The sequence below is a fragment of the Pseudaminobacter soli (ex Li et al. 2025) genome, assembly GCF_003012705.1.
In the GTDB taxonomy this organism is placed as follows: Bacteria; Pseudomonadota; Alphaproteobacteria; order Rhizobiales; family Rhizobiaceae; genus Pseudaminobacter; species Pseudaminobacter soli.
In genome coordinates this window covers 72886-87413 of sequence record NZ_PXYL01000007.1, presented here as the reverse complement: position 1 = coordinate 87413, position 14528 = coordinate 72886, and the positions used below count along the sequence as shown (strand labels likewise).

Sequence of the window (14528 nt, the reverse complement as noted above, 5' to 3'; positions counted from 1 at the left end):
TTGGCCTCATGGCACAATGGCCGAAACGTCTCATACAACCTGGGGCTTGCATTGCCGCCACAGCTGTCCCATGTGGAGTGAACCAACGGAAAGTCTCCATGCCGGCTATTGAATCGCCCTGCATCCTCGTCTGCTCGGTCGACATGAAGACCGGTTACTGTTTTGGCTGCGGGCGCACCCGCGAGGAGATTTCCGGCTGGATCGGCATGACGCCCGAGCGGCGGCGCGAGGTCATGGCGGAATTACCGGCGCGGCTCGAGACGGTGGAGCGTCGCCCGCGCCGCGAAACCAGGCGTGCACGCATGGCGCGCGAAAGAGATACGGCGGTCTGAACCCAAATGGCAGGGCGCGGAATCTGGATCGTTCTGGCAGTCATGGGCATCGGCCTCCTGCTGCTGATCGCCAACGACATGAGCAGCGGCGCATCCGGCTTCTCCAGCGAAACACTTGGCCGTGTGCTCTATCTCGGCATATTCGGCGCGGTCATCGGCGCCGGCATCCTGAATGCGCGGCATCGCTTCAGCGATATCGTCCGCAATCTGGGCATGTGGCTGCTGCTCGTCCTGGTGCTGATCGCCGGCTATCAGTACCGCTACGAGTTGCAGGACATCGCCAGCCGCGTGACCGCCGGGCTGGTTCCCGGCAGCCCGCTTTCACTGACCGATTCCGAAGGCCGTTCCACGGTGACGCTCGAAAAATCACCCAATGGCCATTTCGAGGCCCGGCTGAACATCAACGGCGCACCGGTCCGCGCACTGGTTGACACTGGCGCGACGGCCACCGTGCTGACGGCCGCCGATGCGGAGCGCGCCGGCTTCAACCCCTCGGACCTCGACTACACCATCCCCGTTTCGACCGCCAATGGCGATGCCACGGCGGCGCGCGTGGTGGCACGCAATATCGAGCTCGGCGCCATCAGCCGTCGCAACCAGACGGTGCTGGTGGCAGCGCCGGGAATGCTGAGCCAAAGCCTGCTCGGCATGAATTTCCTGGGCTCGCTGTCGGGCTTCGACATCCGCGGCGACCGGATGATCCTGCGCGACTGAACTACGCCGCCGTCAGTTCGCGGCGCTCGTAGATATGATCGACGATGCCCCAGGCGAGTGCTTCCTCGGCCGTCATGAAATAATCCCGATCCAGCGTGTGCTCGACCTCTTCGAGGGTGCGTCCGCAATGCTTGGCATAGAGCGCGTAGAGGCGTTTTTTCATCCTGACGATGTCTTCGGCGTGACGCTGGATGTCGGATGCCTGGCCCTGATAGCCGCCCGAGGGCTGATGCAGCACGATCGAAGCATTGGGCAGCGCGATACGCCGCCCAGCCGAGCCGGCCATTAGCAGAAATGAGCCCATCGAACCGGCGGTGCCCATGCACACCGTGCCCACGGGGCTCGTGATGTATTGCATCGTGTCGTAGATCGCGAGGCCGCTGCTGACCACCCCGCCCGGCGAATTGATATAGAGCGAGATTTCTTTCTTCGGATTGTCGGATTCCAGCGACAAAAGCTGCGCGCAAACCAGCGCCGAGACATTGTCGTCGATCGGCCCGTTGATGAAGATGATGCGCTCGCGTAGCAGCCGCGAGAAAATGTCGAAGGCGCGTTCGCCGCGGCTCGACTGCTCGACCACCATCGGGACGAGATTATTCACTCCGCTCATATGCGTTCTCCAACGAGGATGATCAGGCGGCCAGCGCCATCGTGGCGGGGCGGTTTGAGTTGGCGGCGAGGGTCTGCGGCCGCGCGACCGGCCAGGCGACGACCCGCGCCTCATGCACGATGCGCAGATGGGTGCCGCCGCCATCGGCCGGGTCGAGCCGGAAGGTGACGGAGGTGGCGAGCCCGTCGCGCGCGGTTCCGGCGTCGCGCCACGAATAGCGGATCAGCCGGTGCGGCTCGATGTCGAGCACCTCGCATTCGACCTTGCCGCCCTCGCCCGGTGCTCCATCGAAGGAGAAATGCTCGCCCTCGACGGGCCGCATGTCGTTGGGCAGCAGCCAGGCGCCGAGCAATTCGGGCACGGTCAGCGCCCGCCACACCTTTTCCGGAGCCTCCGGCAAGGTGCACTCGACCACGATCTCGTCATGCGGCTCGTTCTGGTGCTCGCTCATTGGTCCATTTCCTTCAGCACGTCCTTCAGTCTTTCCACGCGCTCCGGCCAGAAGTTCCGATAGCGCTCCACCCAGCCGGCGAGAGGCGCCAGCCCTTCCGGCGCCACGCGGTAGAACACGTTGCGCCCCTCGCGCCGCTCGGCGACCAGCCCCGCCTTGCGCAGGGCCGCCAGGTGCTGGGACACCGCCGGCTGCGAAATGGCAAAGCCCGATTTGAGATCGCCGACGCTCATTTCCCCGTCGGCCAGCCGTTCGAAGACGGCTCGGCGCGTTGGGTCGGCAAGGGCGCGAAAGATTTCAGACTCGATCATAGGCCACATATAAGTGTACACTTATCATTTTGGCAAGGCGCTTTCGCATACGAAAGCGCCCGGCGGGCAAGGCAGCCGCCGGGCGTCGATCACGGAGTGTGCAGGAAATGTCAGGCGGCGCGGCTGGCGCGCTCCTGCTCGACTGCGGCGAAGGCGCTGTACAGCACTTCCGGACCCGCACCGGGCCGCGTCGCGTCGGTGGAGAGAATCTGGCGGAAGCGTCGCGCGCCCGGCTGACCGTGGAAAAGCCCGACCATGTGGCGCGTGACATGGCCGAGCCGGCCGCCCTGCTCGATGTGGCGCGCGGCATAGGCCGCCATCGTGTCGATCAACCCGGCATAGTCGAATTCGCGCGCGGCCTCGCCGTAAACCACCGCATCGGCATCGGCCAGGATGCCGGGCGTGTGATAGGCCGCGCGGCCGAGCATGACACCATCGACATTTTCGAGGTGTTTTGCGGTCTCATCCAGAGTCTGAATACCGCCATTGATGCCGATGAAACGGCTTTGGTTTTTCGCCTTCAACCGATAGACGCGACCGTAGTCGAGCGGCGGGATGTCCCGGTTTTCCTTCGGGCTCAGGCCTTCCAGCCAGGCCTTGCGGGCGTGCACCCACAGCACTTCCACACCGGCCGCGAAGACGCCATCGGCCAACGCATCCAGCGCCGCCTCAGGATCCTGCTCATCGACGCCGATGCGACATTTGACCGTCACCGGGATCGTCACCGCCTGCCGCATGGCGGCCACGCATTCGGCCACCAGTTCCGGCGTCTTCATCAGGCAGGCGCCGAAGGTGCCCGACTGCACGCGGTCGGACGGGCAGCCGACATTGAGGTTGATCTCGTCGTAACCGAACCCCTCGCCGATGCGCGCGGCCTCGGCCAGTTTCTTCGGATCGGAGCCGCCGAGCTGCAGCGTGACCGGATGCTCTTCCGGCGAGAATCCCAGCAGCCGCTCGCGCGCGCCTTGGATGACGGCGTCGGCCACGACCATCTCGGTATAGAGCAGCGCATTGCGCGAAAGCTGGCGATGGAAAAATCTGCAGTGACGATCAGTCCAGTCCATCATGGGAGCGACGGAAAGCTTAAACGCTTTGTAATTATTATATTTTTTGGCGCTTTCGTTCATTCTGCCTTCGTCTTTGTCGTACGGATTTTCCGCCCATCTCTGCGGATTTAGTCGTGCTTCCCTGTCGCCAGTACAACCAAGTTATGCCCCTGCCGCCATGTTGTACCGCCGGTTTTGGAAGCGACTACTCCACGCAAACGCAAAGATGGTTCCGCTGGCTATCTAGCGCAAATTGACATCGAGCGCGACGGCAAGATCGCGCACTGGGATAACAAGGCCTTCGATCGGAGCCAGGTAGCAGCTTTTTGGCTGCAAAACTGAGCCCGTTCCACAGTGCAGCAGAACGGATTATCTTCTTCGAATCACGAGATTCCTGGGAGGGGACTGCGTGATGGATTGCAGGGAGGGGACTGCGTAATGGAAGAGCCTGAAGACAGCCGGAGGATATCGGCTTATGACGCGGGCAAGATGGAGGCGCTGCTCGTCATTGTCGGGAGCATCGTCGCCCAATTGCCCGAACGTGCGATGTTTTGCGTCGGCGCCGATGCAAAACGATTTTGCGACCGTGCGCAATACCAGGCCCGCCACACGGCCGACGACCGGACGCGCGATTTTGCCGCCGGCGTGTGGGACGTTGTCATGCCGCTCAGAGAAGCCATCGATCAGCAAATTCGCGAGCTTGGCGAGGGCAGCATTGTCAGGACCATTCAGCCATTCCCGATTCCGCCCGAGGAGTGGGTAGACGAGGAGCGCGGCTTCTGAGGTAGCCGCCGCCAATAAGGTTTCCGTACGGCGAAGCACAGACGGCCGTAAAGAGGCGATCGACGAGTTGCTCGGCGAGCAACTCGATCTTTCTTGCCTTGCGTCGGCAGCCCTCGCCGCGGGGGATGCCGCATCGCGCTCTTGCAACCTTCTGGCGCACGGTTCGTTAAATCGCGACCGCCGCGCAAGGCGTGCGCAACCCACCGAATGACGGGCTTGGCCGCGTGATTTCCCGAGCCCTCGTGGCGGCGGGCGCCGCGGTTGTCGGCCTACGCCTGGAAAAGAGATCAGCCTCAACGAATCTCCCGCTGCCTGCCGGCGACGGGAAGCAAGGAGGATTCCATGACATCGATGCTGTTGAAGAGCCTCACGCTGTCGGCCGTGCTCGTCACGACGGGCATGATGACAAGTGCCTTTGCCCAGTCGGCCGAAGATCAGAACAATCCAGTCGTCGGACAGGCAGCGCCGCCCTCGGACGAATATTACGACGAACAGCCCGAAGATCAGGGCCCGGGCATGATGCCGCCCGAACAGCAAATGCCCCCTCGAATGATGCCCCAACCGAGAATGCCCGGGACGATGCCTGGCATGCCCGGGGGAATGCCAGGGCAGATTCAGGGGCGTCCGCACATGATGCCTCCCGGCCAAATGATGGAAAGGATGCATGGCAGGAGAATTCCGCTTCCGCTGAAGGTGCTGTTCGCAATGGCCGATACCGACAATGACGGCTCGTTGACTTTCGCTGAAGTGTCGGTGGTCATGAAACGGCTGTTCGACGCGATCGACACCAAGAAGGACGGCAGGATCACCCTGGAGGATATCCAGGCCTTCTTGCGCAGATAGAAGCCGGCCAATCGCGCCTGTTCAGAGTTCTCGGTGCAGCGGCGGCGCCTGCCATGTTCCGGCGTCGCTGGCCGCGTCCGCAGCAGAAATTTTCCATCCGCCGTGCCAGCGGCACGCGAGCAATATGCACTTTTGTCGGACAGCGATGCAACCAACAGCCAACTCGAGCGTTCCGCCCCGCCCCTTGTAACGTGGAACCTGGATCCAACCCCGGGTTCCCGCAGCTGGAGACACTCATGACCAACAAGCGCTTCGAACACCCCATCGCGATCTTTGTCGGCCTCGGCTTCCCCCGCAACGTCGACAATGTCTGGGAAGCCTATGAGGCACTGGTTGAATGGAACGGCAACCGCGGGCCAATGCACGTCATGGCTCTCAACCTGTGCCGCAACGCCCTCACCAACGACGCCGACATCAAGGCAGCCTATATCGCATTCAGGGCGTTCGCCCGCTCGCGGGGCATTTTGGTGCCCGAAACGGTTCACGGATCGACGATGGAGGCAGCCGAAGAGTGGCTTGCCGCCTAGTTTCTATCCCTTCTGACAAAAACCGCTTGCCGGCAGGATTGCCTCCGGCAAGCGGTTTTCGTTTGACCGTCTGGATCGCGCTATCGCCGAAAGATGGCCTCGAAAGTGTCCACCGCCAGATAGGGGCCAAGGCCCCAAACCAGCACCCATGCCGCCGCGCCGATGATATTGGCGAACAGGAAGTGCAGCCATGGCATGGCGACGCTGCCCGCGATGAGCCCGTTCAGCTGCCGGAGCACGGCAAAGAAGCGAGCGCTCATGACGATCCAGATGCCCTTGCTGTGGAACACCGCCTCGAGCTTGCCTAGCCGCTCAGCCGTCAGCTTGATGTAAGAGCCGAAACGCAACAGCAGCAGACGGCCGCCAAAGCGCCCGATCAGATAGCCGGTGCTGTCGCCCAATATCGCCCCGAAAAATGCCGCCGCCAGAGCGTGACCAAGATTGATATCGCCACGAGCGGCGATGGCCGAGATTCCCACCAACAGGCTCTCGCCGGGCAACGGTGCGCCGAGCGACTCGAAATAGATGATGACGAAAACGGCAAAGGCGCCGTAGGCCTTGATGTAGGGTTCGATCAGGGCAACGCCGTTCTGCATTAGATGCATGCGCGCCTCTCTTCCGGCACCGACGCCGCCCCCCCTGCAGCCCGGCCCGGCAGAAAATTCTCGTCCGGCGCCCCAGCGACCCTGGTTGCCGACGTCGCCTGACGAGCGGGCCCAAAGTCTCAGTAAACGAGCTCGTGAAGCTCGATGCCGCCCCGGAAAAGCACTTCCTTTATCACCCCTCGAACCGTGACCTTGCAGCCCAGGTTGCATTTCGTAAGGACGTATTGCCGATCACTTCCGCTCAGCTTTGCCGAATCCGTAGTGACCGGATTTGGATCGTACATCTGCTTGGGGTCGGAAAGCATCACCATTGCGCCCACCGACGTCACCTTGGCCGCAGTCTCGATGGCCTGGCCATGCATGCTTTCGATATCGAGCTTCAAGTTGGCAATACTGATCTGCTTGTACTGCCCGGCCACCTTCTGCTCGTCGTCCAGGAATTTGTAAGTACCGTCGTCGTGCAGAATTATCTGGCGACCATCCTTGGTCTCGGCCACTTCATCTGCCCATGCGTTCGAAAGAAGAATAAACGAGACCGTGCAAAGCGCCGATATTCTTTTCATATCATCCCCTCCGCAAGATTTATCTTACTCGAGGATGTAGCTCCGGCAATAGCTGCTGTGATTCTGGCTCAGCGTAAACTGCCGCACAGATCATTCAAGGATCGGGTCGCCGCAGGGTTCGTAGAGCAGGTTGATCCACCAGGAGCGGTTGACCAGCCCCTTGCTGCCGGTCCGCTCAGACAGCGTGTCGACGCCGACGCACCATTCGACGAGCCGAGGCGACAGGCCGAACTCCTCGGCGAGATAGGACGACGCCTCGTCGATCCCCTCGGAACAGCCGACCGTCTTGCAAAGATTGGCCTGGGTGGCGACGTCGCGCAGCGCCTCGTGTCCGATCGACGCGACGCGATACCAGCCGACAAAGAGCGCCACGACCAGCAGGGCCGCGACACCGAGCCCGATCTTCCAGTAATTCTTCACTCGACCCAGCCTTGAAGACGCATGATGCAAGCCATCTAGCCCGCTGGTCATGGGCAAGTCAAAAGCGAGCGAACTCAGTCGCCGCGCTGCGCCATATGGATGAGCGGAAAAGGCTTGCCCGAACCGTCCAGCTCCGAGCGTCCGACATCGACAAAGCCGCATTTGCGGTAAAAGGCCAAAGCGCCGGGATTCTGCTCGTTTACGTCAAGCGTCAGCGGACCGCGCAACTGGCTGGCAAAGGCCAGAAGCTGCCTGCCATGCCCACGTCCATGGTGCGCAGGGTCGACGAAAAGCATCTCCACCTTGCTTTCGGACAAGCCAATAAAACCTGCCGGCTCACCTGTCTCGGTTTCCGACACCCACACGTCCACCGCTGGCAGATATTCGTTCCTGACCAGCGGGTGGTAGAACTGGATGTCGTCCTCGGTGAGAAAGGAATGCGTTGCCCGCACAGACGCGAGCCAGATCTCGGTGAGCTTGGGATTATCGCTGGCGTCTCGTGCGCGGATATTCATTTCGTCTCTGCCTTCCATCTTCGAGCGGTTCACCTAGCCGACAAGGGCAGTTCTCGAAAGGTGTTTCCGCCAAGAAAAAAGGGGCCGCGAGCGGCCCCCTTTTGATCTTTCCAAGTCGGCTCAGGCCCCGGCATTCGCCGCCGTAACCGCGCGCTTGGCCATCACCAGCACCAGATTGGCGCGGTAGTCGGCCGAGGCGTGCATGTCGGTCATCATATTGGCCGAGGGCACCTTCACGCCATCGAGCGCGGCGGCATCGAATTTCTTCGCCAGCGCCGCCTCGATTTCCTTGGAGCGGAACACGCCATTGTCGCCCGCCCCGGTGACCGCCACCCGCACGCCATCCTTGCCCTTGGTCACGAACACGCCGGTAATGGCGTAGCGCGAGGCCGGGTTAGGGAATTTCTGGTAGGCGGCTTTCGGAGGCGCGGTGAAGGTGACGGCGGTGACGATCTCGTCATCCTTCAGAGCGGTCTCGAACAGGCCCTTGAAGAATTTTTCCGCCGGTATCTGCCGCTTATTGGTGACGACTGTTGCATCGAGCGCCATCAAGGCCGCCGGATAATCGGCTGCCGGGTCGTTGTTGGCGATCGAGCCGCCGATCGTGCCGCGATAGCGCACGGCGACGTCGCCGATCAAGCCGGCAAGCTCGGCAATCGCCGGACAAACCTTCTTCAGCTTCTCGTCAGTGGCGACCTCGTAATGAGTGGTCGCCGCCCCGATCGTCACGGTCTTGCCGGAGACCTTGATGCCCTTCAACTCGGCGATGTGGTTGAGATCGACGAGATCGGAGGGTGCGGCGAGCCTCGTCTTCATGGCCGGAATCAGCGTCATACCGCCCGACAGGAACTTGGCATCGCCTTTCTTGATGAGCTTCGCGGCATCCGCGACCGAGGAAGCCCGATGATAGTTGACCGAATACATGATCGTTCCTCCTCAGTGCTTCGTGGCCGAGCGGATCGCCGCCCACACCTTCTGCGGGGTGGCCGGCATGGTCAGGTCTTCCGTGCCGATGGCGTCCGTGATGGCATTGATGACGGCGGGCGGCGAACCGATTGCGCCCGCCTCGCCGCAGCCCTTCATGCCGAGCGGATTGGACGGCGATGGTGTGTTCGAGGTCGACACCTTGAACGAAGGCAGGTCGGCGGCACGCGGCATGGTGTAGTCCATGTAGCTGGCCGTCAGCAGTTGACCGCTGTCGGGGTCATAATGGGCGCCCTCCAGCAATGCCTGGCCAATGCCCTGCGCAATGCCGCCATGCACCTGGCCCTCGACGATCATCGGATTGATGATGTTGCCGAAATCATCCGCCGCCACGAACTGCACGATCTCGGTCACGCCCGTGTCGGGATCGATCTCGACCTCGCAGATGTAGCAGCCAGCCGGGAAGGTGAAGTTCGACGGGTCGTAGAAGGCGGTTTCCTTGAGACCCGGCTCCATGCCGCCCGGCAAATTGTGCGCGGTGTAGGCGGCGAGCGCCACCTGGAACCACGGCACGCTCTTGTCGGTACCGGCCACCTTGAGTGCTCCGTTCTCGATGACGATGTCGCCCTCGTCGGCCTCCATCAGATGGGCGGCGATCTTCTTGGCCTTTGCCTCGACCTTGTCGAGCGCCTTGGATATCGCGCTCATGCCCACCGCGCCTGAGCGTGAGCCATAGGTGCCCATGCCCATCTGCACCTTGTCGGTGTCGCCATGGACGATGGAGATGGAATCGAGTGGCACCGAGAGGCGCTCGGCCACCAGCTGGGCAAAGGTGGTTTCATGCCCCTGCCCGTGGCTGTGAGAGCCGGTCAGCACCTCGATGGTGCCCACCGCGTTGACGCGTACCTCGGCCGATTCCCAAAGGCCGACGCCCGCCCCGAGCGAGCCCACCGCAGCCGAGGGTGCGATGCCGCAGGCCTCGATGTAGCAGCTCATGCCGATGCCGCGCAGCTTGCCGCGTTTCGCGGCCTCGGCCTTGCGCTTGGCAAAGCCGGCATAGTCGGCCTCCTTCATGGCCGCATCGAGCGAGGCTGCGAAGTCGCCTGCATCGTAGTTCATGATCACCGGCGTCTGGTGCGGGAAGGAGGTGATGAAGTTCTTACGCCTGAGTTCCGCCGGCGAGATGCCGAACTGACGCGCCGACACTTCCATCATGCGTTCCACGAGGAAGGCAGCTTCAGGGCGCCCTGCCCCGCGGTAGGCGTCGACGGGGGCGGTGTTGGTGTAGATCGCCTTCACATTCCCATGGATGGCCGGGATGTCATACTGGCCCGAGAGCAGCGTCGCGTAGAGATAGGTTGGCGTCGCGGACGAGAACAGCGACATGTAGGCCCCGAGATTGGCCATGGTTTCGACCTTGAAACCGAGGATCTTGTGGTTCTCGTCGAACGCCATCTCGGCATGGGTCACATGGTCCCGGCCATGGGCGTCGCACAGGAAGCTCTCGCTACGATCCGCCACCCATTTGACCGGCACGCCGCTCTTCTTGGACGCCCAGAGGCAGACGAGCTCTTCCGGATAGATGTAGATCTTGGAGCCGAAGCCGCCGCCGACATCGGGAGCGATGACGCGCAGCTTGTTCTCGGGCGCGACGTTGTAGAAGGCGCTCATCACCAGGCGTGCGACATGCGGGTTCTGCGACGTCGTCCAGCAGGTGTAGTGATCTTCGGCCTTGTCGTAATGACCGAGCGCCGCGCGTGGCTCCATGGCGTTGGGCACCAGGCGGTTGTTGATGACGTCCATCTTGACCACGTGCGCCGCCTTCTTGAAGGCTGCCTCGGTCTCCTTGGCGTTGCCGATCTCCCAATCGAAGATCAGGTTGCCTTCGGCTTCGGGGTGGATTTGCGGTGCGCCTTTGCGCACGGCTTCGGTCACGTCGGCGACCGCCTTCAGCTCTTTGTAAGTGACTTCCACGGCCTCGGCCGCGTCGCGCGCCTGGCCCTTGGTGTCAGCGACCACGATGGCCACCGCGTCTCCGACATAGCGCACCTTGTCGACCGCCAGCGGCGACCAGGCGCCCATCTTCATCGGCGAGCCATCCTTGGAATGGATCATCCAGCCGCAGATGAGGTTGCCGATGCCGTCGGCCTTCAGTTCCTTGCCGGTCAGGACCGCAATCACGCCCGGCATGGCCTGCGCCGCCTTCACGTCGATCTTCCTGATCTGCGCATGGGCGTACGGGCTGCGCACGAAGGCCGCGTGCTTCATGCCCGGAACCACCATGTCGTCCACGTAGCGCCCCGCGCCCGTGATGAATCTCTTGTCTTCCTTGCGCGCCACCCGCGCGCCGATACCTTCAATGCCCATCGAAGTTCTCCTCCAGAACCTTCAGAAGCGAAAAGCGGATTGCGAATAACGGTAGGGAAAGGATGGCCGGGATCCGGCCCTTTTGCGCTAATCCGTTCGCTGCCCCGCGCCCGACTTTCTTCACGCTGCCTGCTTCGCCCTGCTCGCCGACTTGCCCTTGGCCTTGCTCTTGTTCATGGCCTTCGAAGCGGCCAGCACCGCCTTGACGATGTTGTGGTAGCCAGTGCAGCGGCAGATATTGCCCTCAAGCTCCTCGCGGACCGTCGCTTCGTCCAGCCCGTCGGGATGGCGGTTGATGATGTCGACCGACGCCATGATCATGCCCGGCGTGCAGAAGCCGCACTGCAGAGCGTGATTTTCCCTGAAAGCAGCCTGGACCGGATGCAGATCCGCGCCATCGGCCAGCCCTTCGATGGTGACCACGGTAGACCCGGATGCCTGCGCGGCCAGCATGGTGCAGGACTTCACCGCCTTGCCGTCCACATGCACGACGCATGCGCCGCACTGCGACGTGTCGCAGCCGACATGCGTTCCGGTCAGTCCCAGATGCTCGCGCAGAAAATGGACCAGCAGCGTGCGGTCCTCGACCACGCCGCTAACGCGCCGGCCGTTCACAACCAACGATACTTCCGACATGTAACCTCCCTCGGTGCCCGCGCCGTCGCGCCCGTAAGGTCTGCGCACGGCGTAACTGCCATCGCCACAGCATGTGGCGAAAGCGCATTACATCTTTCGACATGGCGAGAATGCAAGGGCCCCTTGAGTCCGTATATTGTACTTTCGGATACGACCTGCCCCATCTGGGCCAAGACCCGAGGCATTGCCAAAATCAACTTCAGGTACAAGAATGCGCCCGACGTGTACGCCGGCGGCGCGGGAGGAAGACGTCGATCGGCCGGTTGGGGAGGAACTGCGCTGGTCTGTTCGCGGACAAGCTATGCTTGTGGTCTGTCGGCCCTTACATATGACAGGGCCGATGCCGACGAATTTGCGCGCGCGGTCGCGAGCGAAGCCTCTTCCATGGATGCCGGCTTCGCCCTGTTCTTCTTTTCCCAATCGATGATGAGCGCCAAGGCTCTGTCCGAAGCTTTGGCACGCCACGCGCCGGAGCTCGCCCATGCCGGCTGCTCGACCGCGGGCGAGATCACGCCCGCCGGCCTCGAAGACGGCCATGTCGTGGCGATCCTGTTTCCGCGGCGCACTTTCACCGCAGTGAGCGCCACGATCCATGATCTTTCCACCGCCGGCATGGACGAGGTCGCCGGCGAAGTGGAGGGGCTGCGGCGGGAGCTTCATGCGCGCAACGGGTTGGCCCGATCCGGCAACGTATTTGCCATCTGCCTCATCGACGGGCTTTCCTATGCCGAAGAAGCGGTGACCTCGGCGCTGCACTGGGCGCTGGACGATATTCCGTTGATTGGCGGCTCCGCCGGCGACGACCTCAAGTTCGAGACCACCACGCCGATCTCCAACGGCCATGTCGGCAGCGATTGCGCCATCGTGATCCTGATTGCCACCGACGTGCCGTTCCACGTCTTCAAGACCGAGAATTTCGTCCCAACGGGAGAGAAGCTGGTGGTCACCGCCTCCGACCCGGAGCGACGGATCGTGCGCGAATTCAACGCCGGCGTGGCCGCCGAGGAATTCGCCGCGGCCGTGGGCATCGTGCACAGCGCGATGACCCCGCTCAGCTTTGCCTCGCACCCGGTGGTCGTGAAGGTGGGTGGCGAATATTACTGCCGCTCTATCCAGAAGATGAACAAGGACGGCTCGCTGACCTTCTACTGCGCCATCGACGATGGCGTCGTGCTTTCCATCGCCAAGCCGACCGGCATGGTGGATTCGACCCGCGCCGCGCTCAAGAATGTCAGCGAGCGCCTCGGCGGCATCGACATGATCCTGGGTTTCGACTGCGTGCTCAGAAGGCTCGACGCGCGCAATCGCCAGGTATTCCGCGACATTTCCGAACTCTATCGCGCCAACCGCGTGGTCGGTTTTGGAACCTATGGCGAGCAATACCGTTCAATGCATCTAAACCAGACATTCACCGGCATTGCTTTCGGGCAGCAACAAGCGGCGGAGTGACGGCAAGAAAAATATGCCCATCCGTGACGTGCACGACATCGAAAGGCTGAAGAAGATCAACGAGGCGTTGATCTCGCGCGTCGAGCGTTCGATGGACCAGCAGGGCAACGCGTTTTCGCTTTTCCAGACCGCAATCAATCTCGAAAACCGGGTGCGCAGCCGCACCGAGGAACTGCGCGCCACCTTGCGCCGGCTCGAGGTGTCGAATGTCGACCTCGTGGCCGCCAAGGAAAACGCCGAGCGCGCCAATCTTTCCAAGACCCGCTTCCTGGCCGCCGCCAGCCACGACATTTTGCAGCCGCTCAACGCCGCCCATCTCACCGTCTCCGCGCTTGCGGAGGTGCAGACCACCGAGGAAGGCCGCAAGCTGGTGCAGCAGGTGGAGCGCTCGCTGGAGACGATGGAAGAGCTGCTGCGCATCCTGCTCGACATTTCCAAGCTGGATGCCGGCGTGGTCCAGCCGGAGATCACCGACGTCGCGCTCGAGCCGCTGTTTTCTTCGCTGAAATCCGATTTCCAGCCGCTGACGGACCAGAAGGGCCTGAAGCTGCGCTTCCGTAGCACCAATGCGGTGGTACGCTCCGACCGCACGCTGCTGCGGCGCATCCTGCAGAACATCGTCTCCAACGCCATCCGCTACACCCGCGCCGGCGGCGTGCTGGTCGGCATACGCCACCGCCGCAGCACCGTCAGGATCGACGTGGTGGACACCGGCTGCGGCATTCCCGAAGATGAGTACGAGGCGATCTTCGAAGAATTCCACCGCGCGCCTCAGGCGACGGAAGCAGATCTGACCGGAGGCGGGCTCGGGCTTGGCCTTTCGATCGTGCGCCGCATGGCAAGCGCGCTCGGGCATCCGATCAGCTTCACTTCGGTCGTCGGGCGCGGAACCATATTCCATCTCGAAGTCCCGGCGGCCAAAACGGCCTTCGTTGAAACGCCCACTGCCCCTGTAGAGGAACGGCCGCGTGGCTATGGCCTGTTCGACACCAAGGTGCTTCTGATCGAGGACGAGCCCGATGTGCAGAATGCAATGACGGTGCTTCTAGAGCGCTGGCAGTGCACGGTGAAATCGGCGGCCTCGACCACACAAGCGCTGGAGGCGCTGGGCGATACGGCCTGGATCCCCGACATCGTGATTGCCGACCAGCATCTGGAAGGCGGCGACCTCGGCAGCGTCACCATCGCGGCCGTACGCGATTATCTCAACCGCGACGTGCCGGCGCTGATCGTAACCGGCGACACCTCGGAAGAGGTGGCTGAAGTCGCGCGCGAAGCCGGCGTCGAACTGATGCGCAAACCGCTGAAGCCGGCGCAACTCAGGGCGCTACTGGCGCATCTGCTGGCTTAGGGGAGTGAGGGAATAGGGGAATAGGGCCGAATGACAGGGATTGTTCCACGCCCGGCAGTTCTCCGGGAGGCGGCTCCTTCT

18 protein-coding genes are annotated in these 14528 nt (G+C 62.5%); 7 read left to right on the top strand and 11 right to left on the bottom strand.

Annotated elements, in window-relative coordinates; genetic code table 11:
• The first annotated feature begins 98 nt into the window (after nucleotides 1-98).
• Both C7I85_RS15335 and C7I85_RS15330 read left to right on the top strand, forming a co-directional pair.
• A complete protein-coding gene (locus C7I85_RS15335) occupies nucleotides 99-332 on the top strand; it encodes a DUF1289 domain-containing protein (RefSeq protein WP_106724872.1) in 234 nt (77 codons plus the stop codon).
• Nucleotides 333-338: 6 nt separating this feature from the next.
• On the top strand, nucleotides 339-1046 hold the full coding sequence (locus tag C7I85_RS15330; RefSeq protein ID WP_106724871.1) for a retropepsin-like aspartic protease family protein: 708 nt from the start codon (nucleotides 339-341) through the stop codon (nucleotides 1044-1046).
• 1 nt (nucleotide 1047) lies between these two features.
• Here the strand turns inward: C7I85_RS15330 and C7I85_RS15325 are convergent, their stop codons facing one another.
• The 4 genes from C7I85_RS15325 to dusA all read right to left on the bottom strand — a co-directional run bounded on the left by C7I85_RS15325 (nucleotide 1048) and on the right by dusA (nucleotide 3545).
• Complete coding sequence (locus C7I85_RS15325; protein WP_106724870.1) at nucleotides 1048-1656, bottom strand: ATP-dependent Clp protease proteolytic subunit; 609 nt, start codon at nucleotides 1654-1656, stop codon at nucleotides 1048-1050.
• A 22-nt stretch (nucleotides 1657-1678) separates the two neighbouring features.
• Nucleotides 1679-2107 carry an SRPBCC family protein gene (locus tag C7I85_RS15320; protein ID WP_106724869.1) on the bottom strand — a complete coding sequence of 143 codons (429 nt, stop codon included), beginning with the start codon at nucleotides 2105-2107 and terminating at the stop codon, nucleotides 1679-1681.
• Nucleotides 2104-2418 carry an ArsR/SmtB family transcription factor gene (locus C7I85_RS15315; RefSeq protein WP_106724868.1) on the bottom strand — a complete coding sequence of 105 codons (315 nt, stop codon included), beginning with the start codon at nucleotides 2416-2418 and terminating at the stop codon, nucleotides 2104-2106. Before C7I85_RS15315 ends, C7I85_RS15320 begins: the two co-directional genes overlap by 4 nt.
• 110 nt (nucleotides 2419-2528) lie before the next feature.
• On the bottom strand, nucleotides 2529-3545 hold the full coding sequence (gene dusA / locus C7I85_RS15310) for a tRNA dihydrouridine(20/20a) synthase DusA (protein WP_106724867.1): 1017 nt from the start codon (nucleotides 3543-3545) through the stop codon (nucleotides 2529-2531).
• A gap of 357 nt (nucleotides 3546-3902) precedes the next feature.
• Between dusA and C7I85_RS15305 the strand changes: the two genes are divergently transcribed.
• The 3 genes from C7I85_RS15305 (at nucleotide 3903) to C7I85_RS30980 (ending at nucleotide 5617) form a co-directional block, all read left to right on the top strand.
• Nucleotides 3903-4247: a hypothetical protein gene (locus C7I85_RS15305; RefSeq protein ID WP_106724866.1), complete on the top strand. Its 345-nt coding sequence runs from the start codon at nucleotides 3903-3905 to the stop codon at nucleotides 4245-4247.
• 342 nt (nucleotides 4248-4589) lie between these two features.
• Entirely contained in the window at nucleotides 4590-5090 is a 501-nt protein-coding gene (locus C7I85_RS15300; protein WP_106724865.1) for an EF-hand domain-containing protein, read from the top strand.
• A gap of 236 nt (nucleotides 5091-5326) precedes the next feature.
• Nucleotides 5327-5617, top strand: a complete 291-nt coding sequence (locus C7I85_RS30980) for a DUF982 domain-containing protein (protein ID WP_181257193.1) — start codon at nucleotides 5327-5329, stop codon at nucleotides 5615-5617.
• Nucleotides 5618-5697: 80 nt separating this feature from the next.
• On the opposite strand, the gene C7I85_RS15290 is transcribed toward C7I85_RS30980, so the two are convergent.
• From C7I85_RS15290 to C7I85_RS15260, 7 genes are all read right to left on the bottom strand, one after another.
• The gene (locus C7I85_RS15290; protein WP_106724863.1) at nucleotides 5698-6222 is read right to left on the bottom strand and encodes a DedA family protein; all 525 of its coding nucleotides are present in this window, start codon (nucleotides 6220-6222) and stop codon (nucleotides 5698-5700) included.
• A gap of 119 nt (nucleotides 6223-6341) precedes the next feature.
• The gene (locus C7I85_RS15285) at nucleotides 6342-6785 is read right to left on the bottom strand and encodes a hypothetical protein (RefSeq protein WP_106724862.1); all 444 of its coding nucleotides are present in this window, start codon (nucleotides 6783-6785) and stop codon (nucleotides 6342-6344) included.
• A 90-nt stretch (nucleotides 6786-6875) separates the two neighbouring features.
• Nucleotides 6876-7205 carry a hypothetical protein gene (locus tag C7I85_RS15280; RefSeq protein WP_106724861.1) on the bottom strand — a complete coding sequence of 110 codons (330 nt, stop codon included), beginning with the start codon at nucleotides 7203-7205 and terminating at the stop codon, nucleotides 6876-6878.
• A 74-nt stretch (nucleotides 7206-7279) separates the two neighbouring features.
• The gene (locus C7I85_RS15275; RefSeq protein ID WP_106725093.1) at nucleotides 7280-7720 is read right to left on the bottom strand and encodes an acetyltransferase; all 441 of its coding nucleotides are present in this window, start codon (nucleotides 7718-7720) and stop codon (nucleotides 7280-7282) included.
• 120 nt (nucleotides 7721-7840) lie between these two features.
• Nucleotides 7841-8644, bottom strand: coding sequence for an FAD binding domain-containing protein (locus C7I85_RS15270; protein WP_106724860.1), 804 nt, complete (start codon nucleotides 8642-8644; stop codon nucleotides 7841-7843).
• Nucleotides 8645-8656: 12 nt separating this feature from the next.
• The gene (locus C7I85_RS15265; RefSeq protein WP_106724859.1) at nucleotides 8657-11011 is read right to left on the bottom strand and encodes a xanthine dehydrogenase family protein molybdopterin-binding subunit; all 2355 of its coding nucleotides are present in this window, start codon (nucleotides 11009-11011) and stop codon (nucleotides 8657-8659) included.
• A gap of 120 nt (nucleotides 11012-11131) precedes the next feature.
• Entirely contained in the window at nucleotides 11132-11647 is a 516-nt protein-coding gene (locus C7I85_RS15260; RefSeq protein ID WP_106724858.1) for a (2Fe-2S)-binding protein, read from the bottom strand.
• 384 nt (nucleotides 11648-12031) lie between these two features.
• Between C7I85_RS15260 and C7I85_RS15255 the strand changes: the two genes are divergently transcribed.
• Entirely contained in the window at nucleotides 12032-13096 is a 1065-nt protein-coding gene (locus tag C7I85_RS15255) for an FIST N-terminal domain-containing protein (protein ID WP_428832864.1), read from the top strand.
• A gap of 13 nt (nucleotides 13097-13109) precedes the next feature.
• Entirely contained in the window at nucleotides 13110-14447 is a 1338-nt protein-coding gene (locus C7I85_RS15250) for an ATP-binding response regulator (protein ID WP_106724857.1), read from the top strand.
• The last annotated feature ends 81 nt before the right edge of the window (nucleotides 14448-14528 follow it).

Excerpts from the sequence above, each read along its gene's own strand:
- C7I85_RS15335 (WP_106724872.1), top strand. The coding sequence starts at position 99 with ATGCCGGCTATTGAATCGCCCTGCATCCTCGTCTGCTCGGTCGACATG.
- C7I85_RS15330 (WP_106724871.1), top strand. The coding sequence starts at position 339 with ATGGCAGGGCGCGGAATCTGGATCGTTCTGGCAGTCATGGGCATCGGC.
- C7I85_RS15325 (WP_106724870.1), bottom strand. The coding sequence starts at position 1,656 with ATGAGCGGAGTGAATAATCTCGTCCCGATGGTGGTCGAGCAGTCGAGC.
- C7I85_RS15320 (WP_106724869.1), bottom strand. The coding sequence starts at position 2,107 with ATGAGCGAGCACCAGAACGAGCCGCATGACGAGATCGTGGTCGAGTGC.
- C7I85_RS15315 (WP_106724868.1), bottom strand. The coding sequence starts at position 2,418 with ATGATCGAGTCTGAAATCTTTCGCGCCCTTGCCGACCCAACGCGCCGA.
- dusA (WP_106724867.1), bottom strand. The coding sequence starts at position 3,545 with ATGAACGAAAGCGCCAAAAAATATAATAATTACAAAGCGTTTAAGCTT.
- C7I85_RS15305 (WP_106724866.1), top strand. The coding sequence starts at position 3,903 with ATGGAAGAGCCTGAAGACAGCCGGAGGATATCGGCTTATGACGCGGGC.
- C7I85_RS15300 (WP_106724865.1), top strand. The coding sequence starts at position 4,590 with ATGACATCGATGCTGTTGAAGAGCCTCACGCTGTCGGCCGTGCTCGTC.
- C7I85_RS30980 (WP_181257193.1), top strand. The coding sequence starts at position 5,327 with ATGACCAACAAGCGCTTCGAACACCCCATCGCGATCTTTGTCGGCCTC.
- C7I85_RS15290 (WP_106724863.1), bottom strand. The coding sequence starts at position 6,222 with ATGCATCTAATGCAGAACGGCGTTGCCCTGATCGAACCCTACATCAAG.
- C7I85_RS15285 (WP_106724862.1), bottom strand. The coding sequence starts at position 6,785 with ATGAAAAGAATATCGGCGCTTTGCACGGTCTCGTTTATTCTTCTTTCG.
- C7I85_RS15275 (WP_106725093.1), bottom strand. The coding sequence starts at position 7,720 with ATGAATATCCGCGCACGAGACGCCAGCGATAATCCCAAGCTCACCGAG.
- C7I85_RS15270 (WP_106724860.1), bottom strand. The coding sequence starts at position 8,644 with ATGTATTCGGTCAACTATCATCGGGCTTCCTCGGTCGCGGATGCCGCG.
- C7I85_RS15265 (WP_106724859.1), bottom strand. The coding sequence starts at position 11,011 with ATGGGCATTGAAGGTATCGGCGCGCGGGTGGCGCGCAAGGAAGACAAG.
- C7I85_RS15260 (WP_106724858.1), bottom strand. The coding sequence starts at position 11,647 with ATGTCGGAAGTATCGTTGGTTGTGAACGGCCGGCGCGTTAGCGGCGTG.
- C7I85_RS15255 (WP_428832864.1), top strand. The coding sequence starts at position 12,032 with ATGGATGCCGGCTTCGCCCTGTTCTTCTTTTCCCAATCGATGATGAGC.
- C7I85_RS15250 (WP_106724857.1), top strand. The coding sequence starts at position 13,110 with ATGCCCATCCGTGACGTGCACGACATCGAAAGGCTGAAGAAGATCAAC.